Below are 20,810 nucleotides of genomic sequence, written 5' to 3'. Positions count from 1 at the left end.
GGCGAAAAATATTTGATCAGGATGCAATTGAAAAATTGCGAGGCTACTTTGCCAGTGTTTGTGCTGATTTTGATGTTGAACTGGTTGAAATGGATGGGGAACGGGATCACGTTCATTTATTGATTAATTACCCGCCCAAACTGGCGATATCTAATCTGGTTAACAGCCTTAAAGGGGTATCGAGTCGATTACTTCGACGTGATCGTCCTGATATTGCCCAACGTGATTACTACAAGGGGGTTCTTTGGTCGCCGAGTTATTTCGCGGGGAGTTGTGGTGGCGCACCAATATCCATTATCCGCCAGTACATTGAGCAACAGGAAACATCTAGTTAGTTAAAAAACCGCGCCTTATATCCCCGACCTGAAGGACGGGGTTTTACGGTGCTTTGGATAAAACGACAAAAAAGAAGCCAGTGCAAATAATGTACTGGCTTCTTTTTTTAATTACGGTCAATTTAAATCATGGTGAAAAACGCAATGGGGATTATGCTTCTTCTTCACCACGGTATTTATCTGCAGTCTCTTTTAATAACTTCTGCAATTCACCGCGCTGATACATTTCTAAGATAATGTCACAACCACCGACTAATTCGCCATCCACCCATAACTGTGGGAAAGTTGGCCAATGAGCATATTTTGGTAGCTCTGCACGAATATCAGGGTTTTGCAAAATATCGACATAAGCAAAACGCTCACCACAAGCAGAAATCGCTTGAACGGCTTGTGCAGAAAATCCACAGCTTGGTAATTTTGGTGATCCTTTCATGTATAGCAGGATGGGATTTTCTTTGATTTGGCGTTCAATTTTTTCGATAGTCGTCATTTATTAAGTCCTTACAACCTTTTTATATTCAGTATGTTTTATATTGAGGAAAACATGAAAGAAGAATACCACTTTATATAAGAAAGCTCTATATAAGTTTAGTTATGTATCTAAATCAATAAATTACGGATAAATCACTCTATAGTTGATGAGAAAACATACGACAAGGCATGACGATCTGGGAACAAATAAAATAAGATTAATGTTGGCTTAGCGAAAAATGCCGTAAACCCTCGCCCAATGTGAAGTGCCCCCATAAAAAGCACCTAAATAAACGCATAAAAGCACAGCACTATTTCCTAGAAGGAATAAATATTATTTATCACGTAAATAAGTGGTTTGGACTAGATTTTCTAGTAATACTTCATTTTTAATCACCTTGAAATTTAATGGCTGTTTTAGCTCGCCAAATAAAGGTGTTCCACCGCCAAGTAAGATCGGAAAGCGGGTGATAATCATTTGATCTATTAAATCTTCATTTAGAAAACTTTGAACTGTCACACCGCCATCAATATAAAGTTCATTAAATCCCTTAGCATTCAATTCGGTAATAATATCTTGCAATTCACCTTTAACTAAAAATACTTTTCCGTTATAACCATTTGGAACAGTTGTCATAGAATTACTCAGTACAAACACGGGCTTTGTGTAAGGCCAATCACAATTAAAACTCAGTATCGTGTCTAGCGTATTACGTCCCATAACTAACGCATCAATTTTCTCCATTAAAGTGATAAAACCTGTATCAATATTATCTGGATTTGGTATTGAATATAACCAATCGAGCTTGCCTTGCCTATCTGCAATATAACCATCTAAGCTAGTTGCAATAAATACAATATTTGCCATAAATATCTCATCAAATTCTTTGTAATTGAATAAATCCAAACTATTACTTACAATAATTCTACAGCATAGAATTATTGTAAGCTTATTGGAGTTATTAGATGAATGTCAATGAAAAAAAACGAGGAAGACCCGCAAGAGCACATTCACAGCTAAGCGCTGATGCTATTTTAAACAAAGCCAAGATTTTGATGCAAAACGACGGAAAAGTGCCTAGTATCCGATCGTTAGCAACACAATTAAATGTAGATCCCATGGCAATCTACCACTACTTCAAAAATAAAAATTCACTGCTAGAGACACTAGCTACGTCACTTACAGAAGAGATCTATATTCCTCAAGCATATTCTGACTGGAAAGAAGAATTAAAATATTTATGTGTCAGTTACGTTGAAATATTATGTAAATACAAAGGATTACTGAATATTATACTGACTATGTCATTACAAGGTCCTGCTCAAATATTTGCCAAACGATATAAAATTATCATCTCGCCTTTAGCTCTTCCTAAAAAAGTCGAAGAAGATAGCCTAAATTTAATCGCTGATTATTTGCACGGTTTTACTATTTCAATCAGTTGTAATCCAGACAAAGGTATTATTAAAAATGAAATGATGTATGGTCCATTAGAGCTAATCTGTCATTCATTAGGAATGGCCAAAATGTAACGACAAGATGCCAATATTCACATATAGCGCAATGATTACAGTAAAGGACACCAGATAATGTTTTAGTCGACGGATATCTGATGTCCCTGATCACACAAATTTTCAACGTCAATATCAATATCTCGTTAAATTGGATATTGATAAATTTCGTTATTTAATAGGCTTAACAATAATATCCCAACCTGTAGTACCTGAAGCGTGGTAATAATAACCGGCTTTTAATTGCTCTGGTTTTTTACTTGGCCCTTCAGCAACTAAAGTAGATTTCGTTGAGTTATTATCAATACGAATAACACCACCGCGAATACGATCTAATTCATTGCCATTGAACAAGGTAATTTGTGGTGAGAAATGCGCATCACTTAAATCAATATGGATAAAAGTGTGCCCTGCATCATAAGCGGCTTTTAATTCTTTATCCGTAATGTCTTTACCATTCTCAAAGGGTAAATCAAAAAATGCTTTTGGATCAATTTTAGCAGTCATAAATACTCCTTTTTATGAATAAACATCAATCATTAGTTCAATTTAAATTATAGATCATAATTAAACATTCTGATAAATATCCTGCTCACGCTTTGCAAGGCACATACAAATTAATTATATATTCAATAGATTAATTTACCCATTTTTTATTTTTCTTTTATTCAACAGAGATAAAACAATAAGTAAAATTAACTAATTATTTATATATATAAAAATGAGATGTTATTTCTCATAGGGATCTGCCATTATCATGGACTCGTCAAAACTCGCTTATTTAAACTTATGAGTATTTAGTAATGGAAATGATTTTACTGTTTCTGATTGTGGGATGTATAACTGGATTTTTTGCCGGATTGTTAGGAATTGGTGGTGGAGCCATTATTGTTCCTATTGTGATGTATGTTGTTAGCCAACAAGCTATCCCTGCAGATATGGTAATGAAAATCGCCCTCTCAACCTCTTTTTCTGTCATTATATTTTCTACCGCCTCTTCTGCTTATTCGCATAATAAACATAAAGCGATTTTATGGTCACAATTTCCGCTCCTCGCTGTAGGCACTCTTCTCGGTATGCTAGTTGGGACATTCTTAGTACAAAAACTCTCAAATACCCTATTGCAAATTATCTTTTGTATTTTTATGGCCTATACCATATATGGATTATTGACCAAGAAAAAAGAAGCTGAACGTGTTGAGAATGCCCAAGATCCGGTGGTTTCAAAACCAGCACTGACAACCGGTGGTAGCTTAGTGGGTTTTATTTCAAGTTTTATTGGTATAGCGGGTGGCACCATAACAATACCGCTATTAAGCCACTGGGGGTTTAATACCCGTAAATGTATTGCAACATCATCAATGCTGGGTGTGATTATCGCCACTATTGGGACTGTTATGGGGATCGTTTATGGTTGGCAACAAACTGAATTAGCAGACTATTATTTAGGTTTTGTCTATCTACCTGCTTTTATTGGTATTAGTATTACCAGTATACTTACAGCCCCTATCGGCGTAAAAGTTGCCTATAAACTACCTATTGCCAGAGTACGCCAAATATTTGCCCTATTCTTATTAATCGTCATGGCTAAAATGTTATATACCCTGATATTGGGATAGTGTTTTAACACTTTACCTCTATCTTAGTGAGAGATACTCTTATCAATATAACTAATCTATATGTTCTATACTAATAGATAAAAGATATTTAGCTGTTATTTCAATGAATTTTTGTTAAAATAATTAGCAAAATAGTAACAACTTAGTGAGTTCATTTGCCTCATTTTATCAATTCAGTTGAATTAGATGGAATGGTTTAAGGCACAAAACCCGAAAATGATAGGATAAAGGAGTACGCAATGTCTTTCGAATTACCAAAATTACCTTATGCGTTAGATGCTCTTGAGCCACATATCTCTAAAGAAACATTAGAATACCACTACGGCAAACACCACCAAACTTACGTAACCAACTTAAATAACTTGGTTAAAGGTACTGATTTAGAAAATAAATCTTTAGAAGAGCTCATCAAAACTACTGAAGGTGGTATTTTCAATAATGCTGCTCAAGTTTGGAACCATACATTCTACTGGAATTGCTTAGCACCAAACGCAGGCGGTGCACCAACAGGTAAAATTGCAGAAGCAATCAATAAAGCGTTTGGCTCTTTTGAAGAGTTCAAAAAACAATTTAATGATGCAGCTGCAAAAAACTTTGGTTCAGGTTGGACTTGGTTAGTGAAAAAAGCAGATGGCTCATTAGCCATTGTTAATACATCTAACGCTGCAACACCTGTTTCTGGCGAAGATAAACCACTGTTAACTGTTGACGTCTGGGAGCACGCTTACTACATCGACTATCGTAATGCACGTGTGAAATACTTAGAAGAGTTCTGGGCACTGGTTAACTGGTCATTTGTTGAAGCAAATCTTGCTTAATTGACTGTTTCAGAGATGGGAAAACCATTTTTGATAATCTAATAACAAAGGGCCTAGTGCCCTTTGTTATATTGATATATTTGATTGCTCACTTTGGATAGCTAAAATTTAAGCAATTAATTAGCAATTAACAATCAAAACAATAAACTTGCATATATTACGATCATAACCAGTGCTGCTACTGCGGTACTTAAACCAAATTTCAGATCCGTATCCATCTATTTCTCCCTCAAAATGATTATAATACTCAGATTAAACCATAATCTTGTCATGGTTAATTATTATTACATATCAAGTTTTGCTAAAATAGCGACTAGAGCACAATTTATAACATTGATTAATACTTTCACTTTTGAGCTAGATCATACAAAATTCACAGCTAATCGCTAAATTATTGCCAGTGTTTGCCCTATATATGACTATACTGGCAGTTAAACCATAAAATGAATTAAAAGAGACCAATGAAGGTCAGGAGTTTTCCACACCATGGCAACAATAAAAGACGTGGCAAAACGCGCAGGCGTATCAACCACGACTGTTTCTCATGTGATCAACAAAACTCGTTTTGTTGCTGAGAACACAAGAGCGGCAGTTTGGGCTGCGATAAAAGAATTAAATTATTCGCCGAGTGCTGTCGCACGTAGTTTAAAAGTCAATCACACTAAATCTATTGGTTTATTAGCCACGTCCAGTGAAGCACCTTACTTTGCTGAAGTGATTGAAGCTGTTGAAAATAGTTGTTATAGCAAAGGCTACACGCTAATTTTATGTAATTCACATAATAATCTTGATAAACAAAAAGCTTATTTAGCTATGTTGGCACAAAAACGTGTTGATGGTTTATTAGTCATGTGTTCAGAATATCCCGATCATCTTCTTTCTCTCTTAGAAGGTTATCGTAATATTCCGATGGTCGTCATGGACTGGGGAAAAGCCCGTGGTGACTTTACTGATACCATTATTGATAACGCATTCCATGGTGGCTATATAGCCGGTCGTTATCTTATTGAACGAGGTCATCGTGATATTGGTATTATCCCCGGCCCTCTAGAGCGAAATACCGGAGGCGGTCGTTTACAGGGCTTTTTAAAAGCCATGGAAGAAGCGAAAATTACGGTAAAAGAAGAGTGGATTGTACAAGGTGACTTTGAACCTGAATCTGGTTACAAAGCCATGACCCAAATGCTCAATCAAAAGCAACGCCCTACTGCCGTATTTTGTGGCGGTGATGTTATGGCGATGGGAGCAATATGTGCAGCTGATGAGTTAGGATTACGTGTTCCTGCCGATATTTCCATTGTCGGCTACGACAATATCCGTAATGCACGCTATTTCACACCAGCTTTAACCACGGTTCACCAGCCGAAAGAGCGTTTAGGACAAATGGCTTTTTCCATGTTACTCGACCGTATTGTGAATAAACGCGAGGATGCACAAACTATCGAAGTACACCCGCGCCTAGTAGAACGTCGCTCTGTTGCCGATGGTCCATTTATTGATTATCGCCGCTGATCCCCTTCATTAACGAAGCCATTCCTCATTTAAGGTTTGGCTATCGCCTAGATAATCTAATAGCCAAGTTAATGCCGGCGATTCGCTTTTATCAACCCATGTTAGACAGCACGGACTGTCTGGCAAGGGTTGTGCTAAGGTAAGGGTAACCAACTTACCTTGTTCGATTAATAGCTCCGCTCGGTGCCAAGGCACCATACCAACACATAATCCTGCTAATAAACACTCAAGCCCCATATCCCATGAAGGCACTATCATTCGGCGCTGATTATTTAATGCCCAAGTATCTCGTTTTGGTAAACTACGTGAGGTATCTTCTAAACATAAACTAGGATAAGGCCGTAACTCATCATCGGTTAAAGGATGTGCCGCGCTTGCAAGAGGATGATCAGCATGACACACACATCGCCACGGCATAAAGCCCATATCTTTAAAACTATAACGTTCACCAATAGGTGAAGCTCTGGTGGCACCAATAGCCAAATCAACACGCCCGTTCACTAATGAATCCCAGACACCGTTAAAAACTTCAGGATAAACATAGAGTTCGATATCAGGAAAATGGCGATAAAAGTCCAGAATAAGTTGCTGTGTTCTAGCCGGTTTGACAATACCATCCACGGCAATGCTAAACTGCCCCCGCCAGCCATTTGAGACTTGCTGGCACATATGGCGAGTGTCATTCATTTTTTTGATAACAGAACGGGCTTCTTTAATAAAGATCTTACCCGCATCGGTTAATTCAACATCACGATGCCGGCGTTCAAACAAAGGAACGGCAAGCCATTCTTCTAATTGTCTCACGGTGTAACTCACCGCGGAGGGTACTCTGTGCAATTCTTGAGCGGCTGAGCTAAAACTCCCCGTTCTAGCGACAGCATCAACGACCTCTAGCGAGTATTCTGACCACATAATATTTATTCCTTTGAATTTTTTTCACAGCATTAACCAAATATTCCCGTTTCACAAGTAAAATCACTCTTAGCTACAATATATAAAATGTTTTACATCACATAACATAGAAAATTAAAATGACTTTAAAGAATTCCACACAATCAAAAACACCTTCTCTCTTTATGGTGTATCTCGCCTGCCTTAGTATGCTGGGCTATTTAGCTATCGATATGTATCTGCCTGCATTTGGTATGATGCAACGCGAATTATCAATCAGTGAAGGCGCCGTCAGTAACAGCTTAAGTATCTTTCTATTTGGCTTTGCTGTCGCTCAACTACTTTGGGGGCCACTCTCAGACAAATTGGGGCGTAAGCCTATTTTACTTATTGGGCTAAGTTTCTTCTCCCTAGGTTGTCTAGGTATGCTTTGGGTAGATAGTGCTGCCGGTTTACTAACCATGCGCTTCTTACAAGCCTTTGGCGTCTGCTCTGCAGCCGTTATTTGGCAAGCACTAGTGATAGACCGTTTTGATGAGTCTCGCGCTCAACACGTTTTCGCATCAATTATGCCATTGGTCGCCCTTTCCCCAGCCTTAGCGCCACTCATTGGTGCTTTTCTGTTAAACCACGGTGGCTGGCGCATGATCTTTATGTTGCTGATGGCAATTACTCTTGTATTAATGCTACCCACATTGATGCTAAAAAATATTAAACAAAAATCAGTTATTGATGCAGGCCCATCTACAGTATCATTTTTAACTTTGCTTAAGTCACCTATCTATGCCGGTAACGTATTAGTTTACGCTTCCTGTAGTGCGGGTTTCTTTGCTTGGTTAGCAGGCTCTCCGATTATCCTTGAGAAGATGGGTTATTCACCACAAGATATCGGCTTAAGCTATATTCCACAAACCATCGCATTTATGGTAGGTGGTTATGGTTGTCGCATTTTATTATCAAAAATGTCGGGTAAGACACTGTTACCTTTATTGTTAATTGGCTACGCAGTGAGCATGACAGCGTTGTTCTTAGTCGCCAAATATACACACCCAACATTAACAACAATTTTAATTCCATTTTGTATTATGGCTGTGATGAACGGTGCTTCTTATCCCATTGCCGTCTCTAATGCGCTATCAGCCTACCCGGAAGTGAGTGGTAAAGCTGCCGCATTGCAAAATGCGCTACAATTAGGTCTATGTAGTTTAGCAAGCTTTATTGTCTCAGCCTTTATTAGCCAACAGCCATTAATTAATACCACAGCGATTATGGCACTCACGGCTATTCCAATGGCGCTGGGTTACTTTATTCAACGTAATAAATCCGTTAGCAAACACACAGTTCAGGCGACAGAATAACGCCACACCCTGCTTTTAGGAAAATTCTTAAAAAAGGCCATTTGTATAAAATGGCCTTTTTATTTTCTAGAGAAAACCTATTTACATCTCTATACTTGTTCAAACGCTTAAGCGTTTTATTCATTTTTCTTTCGGATTTTGAGGCATTAAACAGATAATTTGCTGATTATGTCAGATTAGTTCTCTTAATAATTTTATTCATTCAATCTGTGTTGAATTCAATATTGTTTTAACTCTACCAATCTGCATTATCCTTTCTTGCTTCATGCCTCAAAACCCGCTTAGTTTACGCCGGAGAGTATATGAGTACATCTTGTGTAGAAGAAGGCCGAAAGACCTCCAATGATCCTTATCAACGGATCGCATCAGAGCTGCTCGCTCAAGCAGACATTCATATCAATGGTTCTGAACCTTATGATATCCAAGTGCATAATAAAGATTTTTATAAAAGAGTATTACAACAAGGCTCATTAGGTCTCGGTGAAAGCTATATGGATGGTTGGTGGGACTGCGAACGTCTTGATATATTCTTTCATAAAGTTTTACGAGCAGGTCTTGAAAATAAATTGCCAAGTAACTGGCGCGATATTTTAAAAATAGCCATGGCACGCATTTTTAATTTACAAACACAAAAAAGAGCGTGGATGGTGGGTAAAGAGCATTACGATTTAGGTAACGACCTCTTTACCGCAATGTTAGATCCTTATATGCAATATTCCTGTGGATATTGGAAGGATGCGGATAGCTTAGAAGTTGCTCAACAGCACAAACTCGACCTTATTTGCCGTAAGTTAGAGCTAAAACCAGGTATGACATTGCTCGATATTGGCTGTGGCTGGGGTGGTCTTGCTGCTTATGCTGCCAAAAACTATGGCGTTTCTGTTACAGGGGTGACCATCTCAGTTGAACAACAGAAATTAGCACAAGAGCGCTGTAAAGGTCTTGATGTCAATATCATCTTAGAAGATTACCGTGACTTAAACGAGCAGTTCGACCGTATCGTTTCTGTTGGTATGTTCGAGCATGTTGGCCCGAAAAACTATGCCACTTACTTTGATGTCGCTCGTCGTAATATCAAAGAAGATGGACTATTTTTATTACATACCATTGGTTCTAATCACAATAAAGTTAATGTCGATAGTTGGATAAGTAAATATATTTTCCCTAACGGTTGTTTGCCGTCTATTCAAAAAACCGCTGAGGCAATGGAAAATAAATTTGTTATGGAAGATTGGCATAATTTTGGTGCCGATTATGACAAAACCTTAATGGCATGGTATGAGCGTTTTTTAGCTAGCTGGCCTGAAATTGAATCTAACTATACACCTCGTTTTAAACGCATGTTTAGCTACTACTTGAATGCTTGTGCGGGTGCTTTCCGCGCCAGAGATATTCAGTTATGGCAAATTATGTTAAGCCCGAAAGGTAGAATAGGTGGATTACGCACACCTCGCTGATTTTTAGCTATCAATAGAGGTAAAAATCCCGTTTTCCATAGACTGAAAAACGGGATTTTTTAATTCTAGTCGTCTGATAACAGACTATATTATTTTTCGTTTTCTTCTTCGTGTGTTGCTTGAAGCTTAACCGTTAATGCTTGTTGCGCCATAACACGCTCTACGGTATCAACAATCGCCTGAGTTTGTGGATCTAACTCAATATTAACTTTATCCCCCAAACGCTTACGACCTAACGTCGTTCTATCGCGAGTCTCAGGGATCAGATGGACACAGAAACGATTATTAACCACATCACCAATAGTTAAACTAATACCATCAATGCCAATAAAACCTTTATGCAAAATATACTTCATCAATGTCTGATCAAAAATACGAAACCAGATCTGTAAGTTATTTTCTGAAGTAATAATTTTCGCAATTTCAGCCGTAGTGACAATATGACCAGACATCACATGACCACCAATTTCATCGCCATATTTGGCCGCTCGTTCAATATTAACTTCTGAACCAACCGTTAACTCGCCCAAATTAGTTAAGCGCAGCGTCTCTTTCACTAAATCGAAACTAATTTTATTGCCATCGATTTTTGTGACGGTTAAGCAACAACCATTGTTAGCAATCGAAGCTCCTGTTTCTAAGTTATTGACTAACTCGGAAGGTAATTCAATGATATGGGTACGGAAATCACCTTTATCTTCAATGGCAATAACACGTCCTTTTCCCTGAACAATACCTGTAAACATCTCACATCTCCTTGGACTGATAAGCGAGTTTATCTTAATTAATTTAGTGTAATCAGGATAACATAAGTGATATTACACAAAGGGATCATTATTGCCTTCTCCCCTTATGATGTTTGCCATCAAATATAACGTAAAACCACTTATTTACTTATCAAAATTCTGTGGTTGAAAAACGTCATATCTTTCATTGATAATTAAACATTTATCATTAGAATATGTTTGCTTAAGGATTATTTTACGCCATATTAACATGTGACGTTCTTTCCTCCCTTCCGTCTTATTATAATGAATAAAGGTGTATGCGTGCAGAAGTATATAAAAGAAGCGCGTAGCTTACTTGCTCTTGGTATCCCTGTTATCATCGCTCAATTCTCCCAAACTGCTATGGGAGTAGTTGATACCGTGATGGCAGGTGCTGTCAATGCCACAGAAATGTCTGCGGTTGCTGTAGGTACGTCGATTTGGTTGCCAACGATTTTATTAGGTCAAGGTATATTAATGGCATTGACCCCCATCGTTGCACAATTAAATGGTTCAGGACAACGAAAGCATATTGCTAATCGTACACAGCAAGGTTTTTGGCTTGCCACTTTTTTATCCATCATGGTCATTGCCATTCTTTATAACAGCCGTTTTATTATTGAAGCGCAACATGATATCGAGCCTGAGCTAGCAGAAAAAGCCATTGGATTTATTCATGCCATTATGTGGGGTGCTCCTGGTTGTCTCTATTATCAAGTGCTGAGAAGCCAATGTGAGGGATTATCAAAAACAAAACCAGGCATGATCATCGGCTTTATTGGATTATTAATTAATATTCCTGTTAACTACGCCTTTATTTACGGTAAATTTGGTGCCCCACAATTAGGTGGGATTGGTTGTGGTGTGGCAACCGCCTCTGTTTTTTGGGCGATGTTCTTAATGATGCGCTACTATGTGCGTCGAGCACCAACACAACGGGATGTTATGCCCAAAAAACGCCTAGTGTTACCTGAATTCCACACAATAAAACGTATTACATTGTTAGGGTTACCTGTAGGGCTAGCACTATTTTTTGAAGTAACACTGTTTGCTGTTGTGGCATTATTAGTTTCACCATTAGGTGTAACGGCTGTTGCAAGTCACCAGATAGCCCTTAATTTTAGCTCATTAATGTTTATGTTCCCTCTTTCCTTGGGAATAGCTGCAACAATTCGTGTGGGTTATAACCTTGGGCAACGTTCTACAGAGCAAGCTCGTACTTCAGCCATTACAGCCCTTGCTGTCGGATTAATGCTGGCAAGTTGTACCGCTATTTTCTCTATTATTTTTAGAGAAAAAATTGCTTTAATGTATAACGATAATATTGAAGTGGTGACATTAGCCTCTCATCTTATGTTATTCGCCGCACTTTATCAGTTGTCAGATTCCGTACAGGTTATTGGTTCAGGGGTATTACGGGGTTATAAAGATACTCGCTCTATCTTTTTTATTACCTTTATCGCTTATTGGGTAATTGGTTTGCCTTCCGGATATCTCTTGGGACGAACGGATTATATTGTTGAAGCAATGGGGCCTGCGGGGTTCTGGATTGGTTTTATTTTAGGTTTAACCGCTTCTGCAATTATGATGGGAACACGTATTTGGTGGATCCAGCGTCAATCTGATGAGGTTGTCTTATTACGCTCGGAGCGTTAATACTTCCATTAAAGCGTTAAAAAGCGTTATTTTTTGGCAAAGGAATGACACAAATATCAACAAATAGCTTTAAATACGAGCAGTTGAATACAAATTTGTGTTTTTCCTCTTGCCAGAAGCAAATCATCTCGCTAATATTCGTCTCCGTTGTCACCCAGAATAAAGAATGCGTCCATAGCTCAGTTGGTTAGAGCACCACCTTGACATGGTGGGGGTCGGTGGTTCGAGTCCACTTGGACGCACCATTTACTCTGAACAACATTTCAATACAGTGCGTCCATAGCTCAGTTGGTTAGAGCACCACCTTGACATGGTGGGGGTCGGTGGTTCGAGTCCACTTGGACGCACCATTTCTCTTTCTTAATTCTTGTTATATTTCGTGTTACCTCCCCTACACCACAACAAAATGATTACGCAAAATTTAATTGCGCAACAAAACGCTTAAAAAACAAGCAATCAGAGCCCTATTTTGATCACATCACTTAAATTTACCTTTTTTCGATTTTCTTCATGGAAATTAACCTCTATAATACAAAACATAATTTTGTTGAAAGGTTTCAGCGTATTGATTTACAGGCATCTTTAGAAAACAGAACAAATGAATCATGATAGACTATAATGTAAGATGTCTAGCAATCTTTTATACAAAATAGTGACAAAATTTTTATCATGTTGTTGGAGCCACTCACATGTTGCGCAACTTATTAGCTAGAAATGAATGCACTTATCGTGTTTCGCACTGTTAAGATGATTGATATAACCCAACAACATTAATCCTTATTCATCCATTACAATAGAATCATTAATAGACTGCCATGAAAAAGACAAAAATTGTTTGCACCATCGGGCCAAAAACCGAATCTGAAGAAAAACTGACTCAATTACTGGACGCAGGCATGAACGTAATGCGTCTAAACTTCTCTCACGGTGACTATGAAGAGCATGGCAACCGTATCAAAAACCTGCGTAATGTCTGCGCAAAAACAGGCAAAAAAGCAGCCATTTTATTAGATACTAAAGGACCTGAGATCCGCACCATTAAATTAGAAGGTGGTAACGATGTCTCTTTAGTTGCAGGTCAGACTTTTACCTTTACAACAGATACTTCTGTTGTTGGTAATAAAGATCGCGTTGCGGTCACTTATGACGGTTTCGCAAGAGACTTAACTGTCGGCAATACCGTATTAGTCGATGACGGCCTTATCGGTATGAAAGTCATTAAAGTCACTGATACTGAAGTGGTATGTGAAGTACTCAACAACGGTGATTTAGGCGAAAATAAAGGCGTTAACTTACCAGGTGTTTCTATCGGCTTACCGGCATTAGCAGAAAAAGATAAACAAGATCTTATCTTTGGTTGCGAACAAGGCGTTGACTTTGTTGCCGCTTCTTTTATTCGTAAACGTTCAGATGTTGAAGAGATGCGTGCTCACTTAAAAGCACACGGTGGCGAAAACATCATGATCATCTCTAAAATTGAAAACCAAGAAGGTTTAAATAACTTTGACGAAATTTTAGAAGCTTCTGACGGTATCATGGTTGCACGTGGTGACTTAGGTGTTGAGATCCCTGTTGAAGAAGTTATCTTTGCACAAAAAATGATGATCGAAAAATGTAACGCTGCGCGTAAAGTGGTTATCACTGCAACACAGATGTTAGATTCCATGATCAAAAATCCACGGCCTACTCGTGCAGAAGCAGGTGACGTTGCCAATGCTATTTTAGATGGTACTGATGCTGTTATGCTATCCGGTGAAAGTGCGAAAGGTAAATATCCAGTAGAAGCTGTGACTATTATGGCGACTATCTGTGATCGTACTGATCGCATCATGAAATCACGTTTAGAGTCTTACCAATTAGGTGCTAAATTACGTGTAACAGAAGCTGTTTGTCGTGGTGCTGTAGAAATGGCGGAGAAATTAGATGCTCCTCTTATCGTTGTAGCAACTTATGGCGGTAAATCAGCGCGCTCTATCCGTAAATATTTCCCAACAGCGCCTATCTTAGCATTAACAAATAATGAAGAGACCGCACGCCAATTACTGTTAGTGAAAGGTGTGACAACACAATTAGTTAATAAAATTGCTTCTACTGATGACTTCTACCGTATCGGTAAAGATGCAGCATTATCAAGTGGCTTAGCCCATGCAGGTGATCGTGTTGTTATGGTTACAGGTGCACTGGTTGATAGTGGAACGACAAATACTTCATCAGTACACGTTCTGTAATACTCGATTATAGCTAATTTGTAATTAAAAAATTTAAGCCATCCGTTTTAACGGATGGCTTTTTTATCGCTACTTTTTATAAAAAACATCACATTGAACTACTGCCAAAGAGATTATTTCTGTTGCTGACTATCATGATCTGTTTTATCTATTGGCACTAAATAATGCGTTGAACGAGCACGAGGATGGATAAAAAAGTGTCCTTTCGGTGCATTATGACTCTTAATATGGATCATCGATACATTGGCTTTATTACCTTTGCGAGAGCACGCATAAATAATAAAAGGTAAAGCAAAAATAATAATAAAACTCACCACTAGCAATGAAACATACGTTGTATCACTGCTGCCACCGGGTAAAGAGCTAGGTGGGAAGAATGAAACAACAAAAGCTAAAATAGACACAATCAGACCGACAACGGCCACTAATAATTTAACACCTTTACCACCGGGAATATTAAATGCACGTTTTTTATCAGCTTGCTTGCAAACCAAATGCATATAGCCAATAAACAGCATAAAGTAGCTACATAGATAAATCACCACCGTCAGCGCTAAAGCAATAAGAAATGACATATTGCCCCCACCACCGGTGTTAGTCAGCACCACTATAGCAATAGTAGTAATAATTAGCTGAGTGATCACTAAAGCTACCGGTACACCATTTTTATTTACTTTAGCCAGTGTTGGCGGAAGAATACCTTGTTGTGCAGCCACAAACATTCCCCGTGAAGGCCCAACGATCCACGACGCAATTTCAGCCAAGACGCCAAGCAATAATAGTGCAGCAATAATTTTAACCGCCCAAACTAATCCGCTACTAAAATGGCTGACTAAAACACTAAAGGTTTCAACCACCCCCGCAGATAAGTTGATTTCGTTATGAGGGATCACTGCAGCAACAGATAAACCGCCAATAGAGCTTAAGCATATTGCCACAATCATTAATAAAAACATGGCAAGCGGATAATCACGGCCCGGATTTTTCATTTCGTTGACGTGAGTGGCTGAGGCTTCCACGCCCATATAGCTTAAAATAAAGGCCACAAAAACCACTAAAGTACCAATCTGAGTAAAATCAGGGAAAAAGGTTTTACTGCTGATTTCTATTGCTAAAGGCGCACCACTGACCAGATAACTAATAGCTAAAAGCACTAAAATGATTGCTGGTAATAATATCCCCGCGAAGAAACCTAATTTAGCAATAGTAGCCGTGTATTTAGTTCCGCCAAATTGAGTTAAAGCTAATCCCCATAAAATCACTAATGCGGCAATCGTTTTGGTGAGCGGATCGGTATTTAACTCAGGCCAATCAAGAATATAAGATAATGCTCCTAATACGAAATAAAGCATTGGAATAAAACCAATCGCTATTTGTAAATAACCAAAAGAGATCGCCGCAAATCCCCAGCGCTCCCCTAGCGTATTAGATACCCAAGCAAATACGCCCCCTTCTTGCCATCCTTCAACGGTTGCCATTTCAGCTGCACATAATGCAACAGGAATAAACCACAACAAACCGCCTAGTAATAAGAAAAAGACTAGACTAAAGCCGGAAGTTGCAAAAGTTGGATACTCATAGACCGCCATCACCATGGATGCAGTTATGGCAAAAAAACCTAATAATGTGAGCTGTTTTGAGGCAGAACTTGTTGCAGATGTCGCCATGCTCATTCTCCTACGTGTATACAATGAAATAATGGTGTGCAGATAATCAAGGCTGGAGAAAAAGAGTCTATTTCTCCAACCTATTACCAAATAAAAGAGCCTGTTTAGCTGTGGTTAAAGCCACCGCCATCCTCTTCAGATAAAGGTGTGCTGACAGGATGTTTTTCGAAATAATCGAGAGTACGTTTCATATCTTCTATCAGTAATGTCGCCAAATCTAAACTCACACCATGACGAACAAGAATACGTTGAATAACTAAATCTTGGCGATCAGCAGGCATAGAATAAGCGGGTACTTGCCAGCCACGGCTACGCAATTTATCAGCGATGTCATATAAGGAGTAGCTTACCTTAGCCTCTTTTTTCAGTTTCCACGCTAATGCAGGTATTCCTTTTTGACTATCACCACTGAAGATCATTTCAAAAGGCCCTAGCTTTTCAATTTCTCGAGCAAGGTATTGCGCGGTGTGATAACAGGCATTGTGGATCTTCGCATACCCTTCTCTACCAAGACGCAAGAAATTATAGTATTGAGCAATAATTTGCCCACCGGGACGTGAGAAATTAAGCGCAAAGGTTGGCATATTACCGCCAAGGTAGTTCACATTAAAAATAAGCTCTTCCGGTAAGTCTTTAGCTTCTCGCCATACTACCCAACCAGAGCCCAATGGCGCTAAACCAAACTTATGGCCTGATGAGTTAATGGATTTAACACGCGGTAAACGGAAATCCCATTCTAAATCAGGTGCACAGAAAGGCGCTAAAAAGCCACCACTCGCACCATCGACATGAATAGGAATATCAAGTCCGGTCTCTTTTTGTAGTTGATCGAGTGCATCATGTACCGCTTTTACTGGCTCATAAGTACAGGTGAAGGTCACCCCTAATGTTGGCACTACACCGATAGTATTTTCATCAACACGTTTAATGACCTCTTCAGGACTCATCATCAAGCGATCACCTTCAAGCGGGATCTCTCTGAGTTCAACGTCAAAATAACGGGCAAATTTATGCCAACAGACTTGAACTGGCCCACAAATAAGATTTGGTTTATCTGTCGCTTTTCCAGCAGCAAGGCGTTTTTTACGCCATTGCCATTTTAATGCAAGTCCCCCCAGCATTGCCGCTTCAGAGGAGCCAATGGTTGAACAACCTAGGGTATCGAGTGGATCGGGTGAGTGCCATAAATCAGCAAGCATATGAACACAACGGTTTTCAATTTCTGCCGTTTGTGGATATTCATCTTTATCTATCATGTTCTTATCGATAGATAAATTCATCAAATCACGGATCTCATCATCTACCCAGGTTTGACAAAATGTGGCCAGATTTTGTCTTGAATTGCCATCTAGCATCAGCTCATCCCTTACAGCATCAAAAACATGACGAGGATGGCTCTCTTGTTGCGGAAAATGTGTTTTCGGTAAGGATTGTGATAAATCAACCGATGCATAAACATCATCGAGTGAGCTATAACTTGGCGTTTTTTTATTCATCTTGAAATTACCTTTACTAATTATTATTACATTAGTGACTAAATGATTTTAAATACCTACTTTAAAAGATAGTCTAATAATTCCAGTAATGAAAAATTTTTTATATTTTATGAAAACAACGAGAGTATATTTATCAAATCAGCTTTAACACTCCACAAGAAATAACAACTCATTGATTTTAAATGATATTAATAATATTCCACTTGCTTTTATGTTAATTTATTTATGTACATTTAGAATAAAATATTTGTACTATAATAAAACTTGAATTATGAGAAATAACCTTTATAGCATTAAGTAATAACACTTAATTTAAAATATAAATGTAAATGAAATTTTAAATCTAAGTTTTAAAATTAATAATTATTTAATTTAGATTTGATTTAATAAGGAACAAAAAAAGATGATAGAAAATAACCGACACCCCTTCGCTTGCACAACACTTGCGATTACTGACAAGAAAAAACGTGTTTATCATGGTCGGACAATGGAGTTTTCTTCTGATGAGCCAACGTCTATCTTAGCTTATTATCCACAAGGTCATACTTTTCAGCAAAATGCCCCTGATGGAACCCCCGGATTAAAGTACAGCGTTAAATATCCTTTTATGGCTATTACCGCTCCTATTAACTTATCGGGTACCAAAGATGTACTTGAAGGTGTAAATAGTCAGGGACTCTCTTTTAGCTTAAATATGCTACCTAACTCTAAGTTAGATGATCTCGATCCCCAATATTACGCAAGCTCTGTTCCTATTGCTGCTATTGGTGAGTGGGCATTAGGACAATATGCGACGGTTAAAGAGTTAAAAGAGATTATCCCCCAAACCCATTTTTGGTCACAAAAGCTATTATTGTTACGTAACTTACCAAGCCCTTTCCATTACGCATTTTATGATAAAACCGGTGATTGTATTGTTGTCGAAGTCTCTGATGGTAAATTACATATTTATGATAATCCTACCTATTGCATGACCAATGGCCCTATTTTCCCGTGGCATTTAACTAATTTAAACAACTACACTCATCTTTCTAATATCAACGTTTCCAGTAGCACATTAGGTCGTATTAAAATCAACCAACCTGATAGTGGTATTGCATTAGCAACATTACCTAGCTCAGATACTTCTGTAGATAGATTTATTCGTGCAGTTTATTATTCAACCTATTACCACAAAGTTTCTGATCCTGATAAACAGCTTATTGAGCTTGCCCATATCATGAATCGCTTCGATCGCCCTAAAGATGCAACCATTGATCCACTATTAGGTAATGATACGCTAACTAAACTTCATACTAGTGAATTTTCTGTCTGGACGGCGCTAACTGATTTAGAACGGGGGATCTTTTTCTTCAGAGGCTACAACAACTTAAACTTTCAAAAGTTCACACTTGAGTCATTTAAAAATGAAAGTAGCGCGGTTTTTATTAAGGTCAATTTGGAAGAGGCATTGTAAAATGCTTTAGATAGAAACTAAAATAGTTTAGCACGGAGAAAATTTTTTTATATCAGACTTTTACGAATAAAAATCTTTTGTGAAATAACACGCATTTTTTATACTGGTTATTTGCTTGTTGTAGGTTATTTTTCATATTGTCATATAAAGAGTAAGTAGTTATAGCTAGTTATAAATAAATTCTGTATTTTCTTATAACTGTGCCATACTTACTAGTGGCTTCATACAAAATGCTACTTGTTCCTTTAAACAAACTAATAATAGAGGTTGTCACAATGAAAGCAAAAATTGTACTAGGTGCGGTAATTCTGGCTTCAGGCCTATTAGCAGGTTGTTCTTCTAGCAACAACGCACAATTAGACCAAATCTCTTCTGATGTAAACCGTTTAAATACGCAAGTTCAACAACTAAGTAGTGATGTTCAATCAGCTAACGCTCAAGCAAAAGCCGCTTATGATGAAGCAGCTCGTGCTAATCAGCGTCTAGATAACCAAGTAACTACTTATAAAAAATAATTTGACTGCTTAATAAGCTGAAAACGTAAAGTCAGCTTTAATTAATAATAAAAAGCAGATACCTATGAAGTATCTGCTTTTTTTCATCATTGAATATCTATCATCAATATGCGGTTACATCGACCGGTATACCTGAACGACGAATAATTTCTGCATCCACTTTTGCTTTATCCACTTTGCCACTTTCATACCAAGCCGTAAATTGTTTAGTAAACGTTAGGGGCATCGTCTGGGGATCGTCATCTTCATTTTGTGAGAGTGGTTGGTGCACTTCAATAAATTGCTTACCATCTGCAGTCTCAGTAAATTTAATTGGTTTATTGATCACTTGAACCCGACTGCCTTTGGGTACCACATTAAACAGTGTTTCAATATCATCAGGACGTAATCTAATACAGCCAGAACTCACTCTTAAGCCAATACCAAAATCGGCATTAGTACCATGAATAAGATACTCACCACGACTGTGCGCTAATCTTAACGCATATGCCCCCATTGGATTATCTGGCCCTGCTGGTACCACTGCCGGTAATGTGATCCCCTTAGCCGCATAATTTTTACGAATATTGGCTGTCGGCGTCCAAGTCGGATCTTTAATCAATTGAGAAACAGATGTCACCATTTCAGGCGTTTCCCGCCCTAATTGGCCAATACCGATAGGATAGACATCAACGGTTCCCCCTTCTTTGGGATAGTAATAGAGGCGCAATTCTGCCAGATTAATGACAATACCTTTACGCACGGTATCAGGTAAGATCATCTGTAAGGGAATTTGTAGTGTTTTACCCGCTTCGGGTAATAGAGGATCAATACCTGGGTTGGCTTCCATCATATTTAGCAAACCTACTTGATATTGTGCAGCGATCGTTTCTAAAGAACGTTTATCATCAGGAACGGTGTAAGAAACATTTTCCCCAATGATACGTGAGCCATCCGTAGGTAGCAGGTATTCATGTGCATAAGTTAAGTGACTGCTCATCCCTAACAGCGATGCACCCAATAAGGTTAACCATTTCTTCATTGTTGATCCCGTGTGTTAGCAATAAAATAAA

General features: G+C 38.3%; 20 protein-coding genes and 2 tRNA genes. 13 read left to right on the top strand and 9 right to left on the bottom strand.

Annotation, left to right across the window (positions count from 1 at the left end):
- Nucleotides 1-335 (top strand): IS200/IS605 family transposase (tnpA, locus tag AACQ49_RS04670; RefSeq protein ID WP_161731358.1); only part of this gene is annotated, 335 nt, incomplete at its 5' end.
- 151 nt (nucleotides 336-486) lie between these two features.
- Here the strand turns inward: tnpA and AACQ49_RS04665 are convergent.
- Together AACQ49_RS04665 and AACQ49_RS04660 are read right to left on the bottom strand one after the other, a co-directional pair.
- The gene (locus tag AACQ49_RS04665; protein WP_004243134.1) at nucleotides 487-825 is read right to left on the bottom strand and encodes a Grx4 family monothiol glutaredoxin; all 339 of its coding nucleotides are present in this window, start codon (nucleotides 823-825) and stop codon (nucleotides 487-489) included.
- Between the two features lie 315 nt (nucleotides 826-1,140).
- On the bottom strand, nucleotides 1,141-1,674 hold the full coding sequence (locus tag AACQ49_RS04660; protein WP_004248161.1) for a dihydrofolate reductase family protein: 534 nt from the start codon (nucleotides 1,672-1,674) through the stop codon (nucleotides 1,141-1,143).
- A 98-nt stretch (nucleotides 1,675-1,772) separates the two neighbouring features.
- Between AACQ49_RS04660 and AACQ49_RS04655 the strand changes: the two genes are divergently transcribed.
- Entirely contained in the window at nucleotides 1,773-2,339 is a 567-nt protein-coding gene (locus AACQ49_RS04655) for a TetR/AcrR family transcriptional regulator (RefSeq protein ID WP_004248162.1), read from the top strand.
- 150 nt (nucleotides 2,340-2,489) lie between these two features.
- Here the strand turns inward: AACQ49_RS04655 and AACQ49_RS04650 are convergent, their stop codons facing one another.
- Nucleotides 2,490-2,825, bottom strand: coding sequence for a hypothetical protein (locus AACQ49_RS04650; RefSeq protein WP_004248163.1), 336 nt, complete (start codon nucleotides 2,823-2,825; stop codon nucleotides 2,490-2,492).
- Nucleotides 2,826-3,121: 296 nt separating this feature from the next.
- On the opposite strand from AACQ49_RS04650, the gene AACQ49_RS04645 reads away from it, so the two are divergent.
- Nucleotides 3,122-3,937, top strand: a complete 816-nt coding sequence (locus AACQ49_RS04645; RefSeq protein ID WP_004248165.1) for a sulfite exporter TauE/SafE family protein — start codon at nucleotides 3,122-3,124, stop codon at nucleotides 3,935-3,937.
- A gap of 239 nt (nucleotides 3,938-4,176) precedes the next feature.
- A complete protein-coding gene (sodB, locus tag AACQ49_RS04640; protein ID WP_004243139.1) occupies nucleotides 4,177-4,755 on the top strand; it encodes a superoxide dismutase [Fe] in 579 nt (192 codons plus the stop codon).
- 134 nt (nucleotides 4,756-4,889) lie between these two features.
- On the opposite strand, the gene cydH is transcribed toward sodB, so the two are convergent.
- Entirely contained in the window at nucleotides 4,890-4,973 is an 84-nt protein-coding gene (cydH, locus tag AACQ49_RS18425; RefSeq protein WP_096043109.1) for a cytochrome bd-I oxidase subunit CydH, read from the bottom strand.
- A gap of 268 nt (nucleotides 4,974-5,241) precedes the next feature.
- Here cydH and purR point away from each other — a divergent pair, with 268 nt between their 5' ends.
- Entirely contained in the window at nucleotides 5,242-6,267 is a 1,026-nt protein-coding gene (gene purR / locus AACQ49_RS04635; protein WP_004243141.1) for an HTH-type transcriptional repressor PurR, read from the top strand.
- A gap of 9 nt (nucleotides 6,268-6,276) precedes the next feature.
- On the opposite strand, the gene punR is transcribed toward purR, so the two are convergent.
- The gene (gene punR, locus AACQ49_RS04630) at nucleotides 6,277-7,179 is read right to left on the bottom strand and encodes a DNA-binding transcriptional activator PunR (RefSeq protein ID WP_161778907.1); all 903 of its coding nucleotides are present in this window, start codon (nucleotides 7,177-7,179) and stop codon (nucleotides 6,277-6,279) included.
- 119 nt (nucleotides 7,180-7,298) lie between these two features.
- Between punR and punC the strand changes: the two genes are divergently transcribed.
- Nucleotides 7,299-8,516, top strand: a complete 1,218-nt coding sequence (punC, locus tag AACQ49_RS04625; protein ID WP_004248166.1) for a purine nucleoside transporter PunC — start codon at nucleotides 7,299-7,301, stop codon at nucleotides 8,514-8,516.
- A 302-nt stretch (nucleotides 8,517-8,818) separates the two neighbouring features.
- Nucleotides 8,819-9,973: a cyclopropane fatty acyl phospholipid synthase gene (gene cfa, locus AACQ49_RS04620; protein ID WP_004243144.1), complete on the top strand. Its 1,155-nt coding sequence runs from the start codon at nucleotides 8,819-8,821 to the stop codon at nucleotides 9,971-9,973.
- Between the two features lie 89 nt (nucleotides 9,974-10,062).
- On the opposite strand, the gene AACQ49_RS04615 is transcribed toward cfa, so the two are convergent.
- Nucleotides 10,063-10,719, bottom strand: coding sequence for a riboflavin synthase (locus tag AACQ49_RS04615; RefSeq protein WP_004243145.1), 657 nt, complete (start codon nucleotides 10,717-10,719; stop codon nucleotides 10,063-10,065).
- Nucleotides 10,720-11,022: 303 nt separating this feature from the next.
- Here AACQ49_RS04615 and AACQ49_RS04610 point away from each other — a divergent pair, with 303 nt between their 5' ends.
- The 4 genes from AACQ49_RS04610 (at nucleotide 11,023) to pykF (ending at nucleotide 14,624) form a co-directional block, all read left to right on the top strand.
- Entirely contained in the window at nucleotides 11,023-12,396 is a 1,374-nt protein-coding gene (locus AACQ49_RS04610) for an MATE family efflux transporter (protein ID WP_004248167.1), read from the top strand.
- A gap of 168 nt (nucleotides 12,397-12,564) precedes the next feature.
- Nucleotides 12,565-12,641, top strand: a tRNA-Val gene (locus AACQ49_RS04605).
- 28 nt (nucleotides 12,642-12,669) lie between these two features.
- Nucleotides 12,670-12,746 (top strand) — tRNA-Val (locus tag AACQ49_RS04600).
- 465 nt (nucleotides 12,747-13,211) lie between these two features.
- Nucleotides 13,212-14,624 carry a pyruvate kinase PykF gene (gene pykF, locus AACQ49_RS04595; RefSeq protein ID WP_004248168.1) on the top strand — a complete coding sequence of 471 codons (1,413 nt, stop codon included), beginning with the start codon at nucleotides 13,212-13,214 and terminating at the stop codon, nucleotides 14,622-14,624.
- Nucleotides 14,625-14,737: 113 nt separating this feature from the next.
- Here the strand turns inward: pykF and gadC are convergent, their stop codons facing one another.
- Nucleotides 14,738-16,291 carry a glutamate:gamma-aminobutyrate antiporter gene (gene gadC / locus AACQ49_RS04590; RefSeq protein ID WP_036907938.1) on the bottom strand — a complete coding sequence of 518 codons (1,554 nt, stop codon included), beginning with the start codon at nucleotides 16,289-16,291 and terminating at the stop codon, nucleotides 14,738-14,740.
- Nucleotides 16,292-16,395: 104 nt separating this feature from the next.
- Complete coding sequence (locus AACQ49_RS04585; RefSeq protein ID WP_161778906.1) at nucleotides 16,396-17,787, bottom strand: glutamate decarboxylase; 1,392 nt, start codon at nucleotides 17,785-17,787, stop codon at nucleotides 16,396-16,398.
- A 403-nt stretch (nucleotides 17,788-18,190) separates the two neighbouring features.
- On the opposite strand from AACQ49_RS04585, the gene AACQ49_RS04580 reads away from it, so the two are divergent.
- Both AACQ49_RS04580 and AACQ49_RS04575 read left to right on the top strand, forming a co-directional pair.
- Complete coding sequence (locus AACQ49_RS04580) at nucleotides 18,191-19,243, top strand: linear amide C-N hydrolase (RefSeq protein ID WP_004248170.1); 1,053 nt, start codon at nucleotides 18,191-18,193, stop codon at nucleotides 19,241-19,243.
- A gap of 275 nt (nucleotides 19,244-19,518) precedes the next feature.
- Complete coding sequence (locus tag AACQ49_RS04575) at nucleotides 19,519-19,758, top strand: Lpp/OprI family alanine-zipper lipoprotein (RefSeq protein WP_004248171.1); 240 nt, start codon at nucleotides 19,519-19,521, stop codon at nucleotides 19,756-19,758.
- 103 nt (nucleotides 19,759-19,861) lie between these two features.
- Here the strand turns inward: AACQ49_RS04575 and AACQ49_RS04570 are convergent, their stop codons facing one another.
- Nucleotides 19,862-20,779, bottom strand: coding sequence for a L,D-transpeptidase family protein (locus tag AACQ49_RS04570; RefSeq protein WP_004243156.1), 918 nt, complete (start codon nucleotides 20,777-20,779; stop codon nucleotides 19,862-19,864).
- Nucleotides 20,780-20,810 lie beyond the last annotated feature (31 nt).

The sequence above is a fragment of the Proteus sp. G2675 genome, assembly GCF_963886535.1.
GTDB lineage: Bacteria > Pseudomonadota > Gammaproteobacteria > Enterobacterales > Enterobacteriaceae > Proteus > Proteus mirabilis.
This window is presented reverse-complemented; position numbering and strand designations above follow the sequence as displayed.

What these genes read in the sequence shown, in the direction of transcription:
- AACQ49_RS04665 (WP_004243134.1), bottom strand. Translation starts at nt 825, where the DNA reads ATGACGACTATCGAAAAAATTGAACGCCAAATCAAAGAAAATCCCATC.
- AACQ49_RS04660 (WP_004248161.1), bottom strand. Translation starts at nt 1,674, where the DNA reads ATGGCAAATATTGTATTTATTGCAACTAGCTTAGATGGTTATATTGCA.
- AACQ49_RS04655 (WP_004248162.1), top strand. Translation starts at nt 1,773, where the DNA reads ATGAATGTCAATGAAAAAAAACGAGGAAGACCCGCAAGAGCACATTCA.
- AACQ49_RS04650 (WP_004248163.1), bottom strand. Translation starts at nt 2,825, where the DNA reads ATGACTGCTAAAATTGATCCAAAAGCATTTTTTGATTTACCCTTTGAG.
- AACQ49_RS04645 (WP_004248165.1), top strand. Translation starts at nt 3,122, where the DNA reads ATGGAAATGATTTTACTGTTTCTGATTGTGGGATGTATAACTGGATTT.
- sodB (WP_004243139.1), top strand. Translation starts at nt 4,177, where the DNA reads ATGTCTTTCGAATTACCAAAATTACCTTATGCGTTAGATGCTCTTGAG.
- cydH (WP_096043109.1), bottom strand. Translation starts at nt 4,973, where the DNA reads ATGGATACGGATCTGAAATTTGGTTTAAGTACCGCAGTAGCAGCACTG.
- purR (WP_004243141.1), top strand. Translation starts at nt 5,242, where the DNA reads ATGGCAACAATAAAAGACGTGGCAAAACGCGCAGGCGTATCAACCACG.
- punR (WP_161778907.1), bottom strand. Translation starts at nt 7,179, where the DNA reads ATGTGGTCAGAATACTCGCTAGAGGTCGTTGATGCTGTCGCTAGAACG.
- punC (WP_004248166.1), top strand. Translation starts at nt 7,299, where the DNA reads ATGACTTTAAAGAATTCCACACAATCAAAAACACCTTCTCTCTTTATG.
- cfa (WP_004243144.1), top strand. Translation starts at nt 8,819, where the DNA reads ATGAGTACATCTTGTGTAGAAGAAGGCCGAAAGACCTCCAATGATCCT.
- AACQ49_RS04615 (WP_004243145.1), bottom strand. Translation starts at nt 10,719, where the DNA reads ATGTTTACAGGTATTGTTCAGGGAAAAGGACGTGTTATTGCCATTGAA.
- pykF (WP_004248168.1), top strand. Translation starts at nt 13,212, where the DNA reads ATGAAAAAGACAAAAATTGTTTGCACCATCGGGCCAAAAACCGAATCT.
- gadC (WP_036907938.1), bottom strand. Translation starts at nt 16,291, where the DNA reads ATGGCGACATCTGCAACAAGTTCTGCCTCAAAACAGCTCACATTATTA.
- AACQ49_RS04585 (WP_161778906.1), bottom strand. Translation starts at nt 17,787, where the DNA reads ATGAATAAAAAAACGCCAAGTTATAGCTCACTCGATGATGTTTATGCA.
- AACQ49_RS04580 (WP_004248170.1), top strand. Translation starts at nt 18,191, where the DNA reads ATGATAGAAAATAACCGACACCCCTTCGCTTGCACAACACTTGCGATT.
- AACQ49_RS04575 (WP_004248171.1), top strand. Translation starts at nt 19,519, where the DNA reads ATGAAAGCAAAAATTGTACTAGGTGCGGTAATTCTGGCTTCAGGCCTA.
- AACQ49_RS04570 (WP_004243156.1), bottom strand. Translation starts at nt 20,779, where the DNA reads ATGAAGAAATGGTTAACCTTATTGGGTGCATCGCTGTTAGGGATGAGC.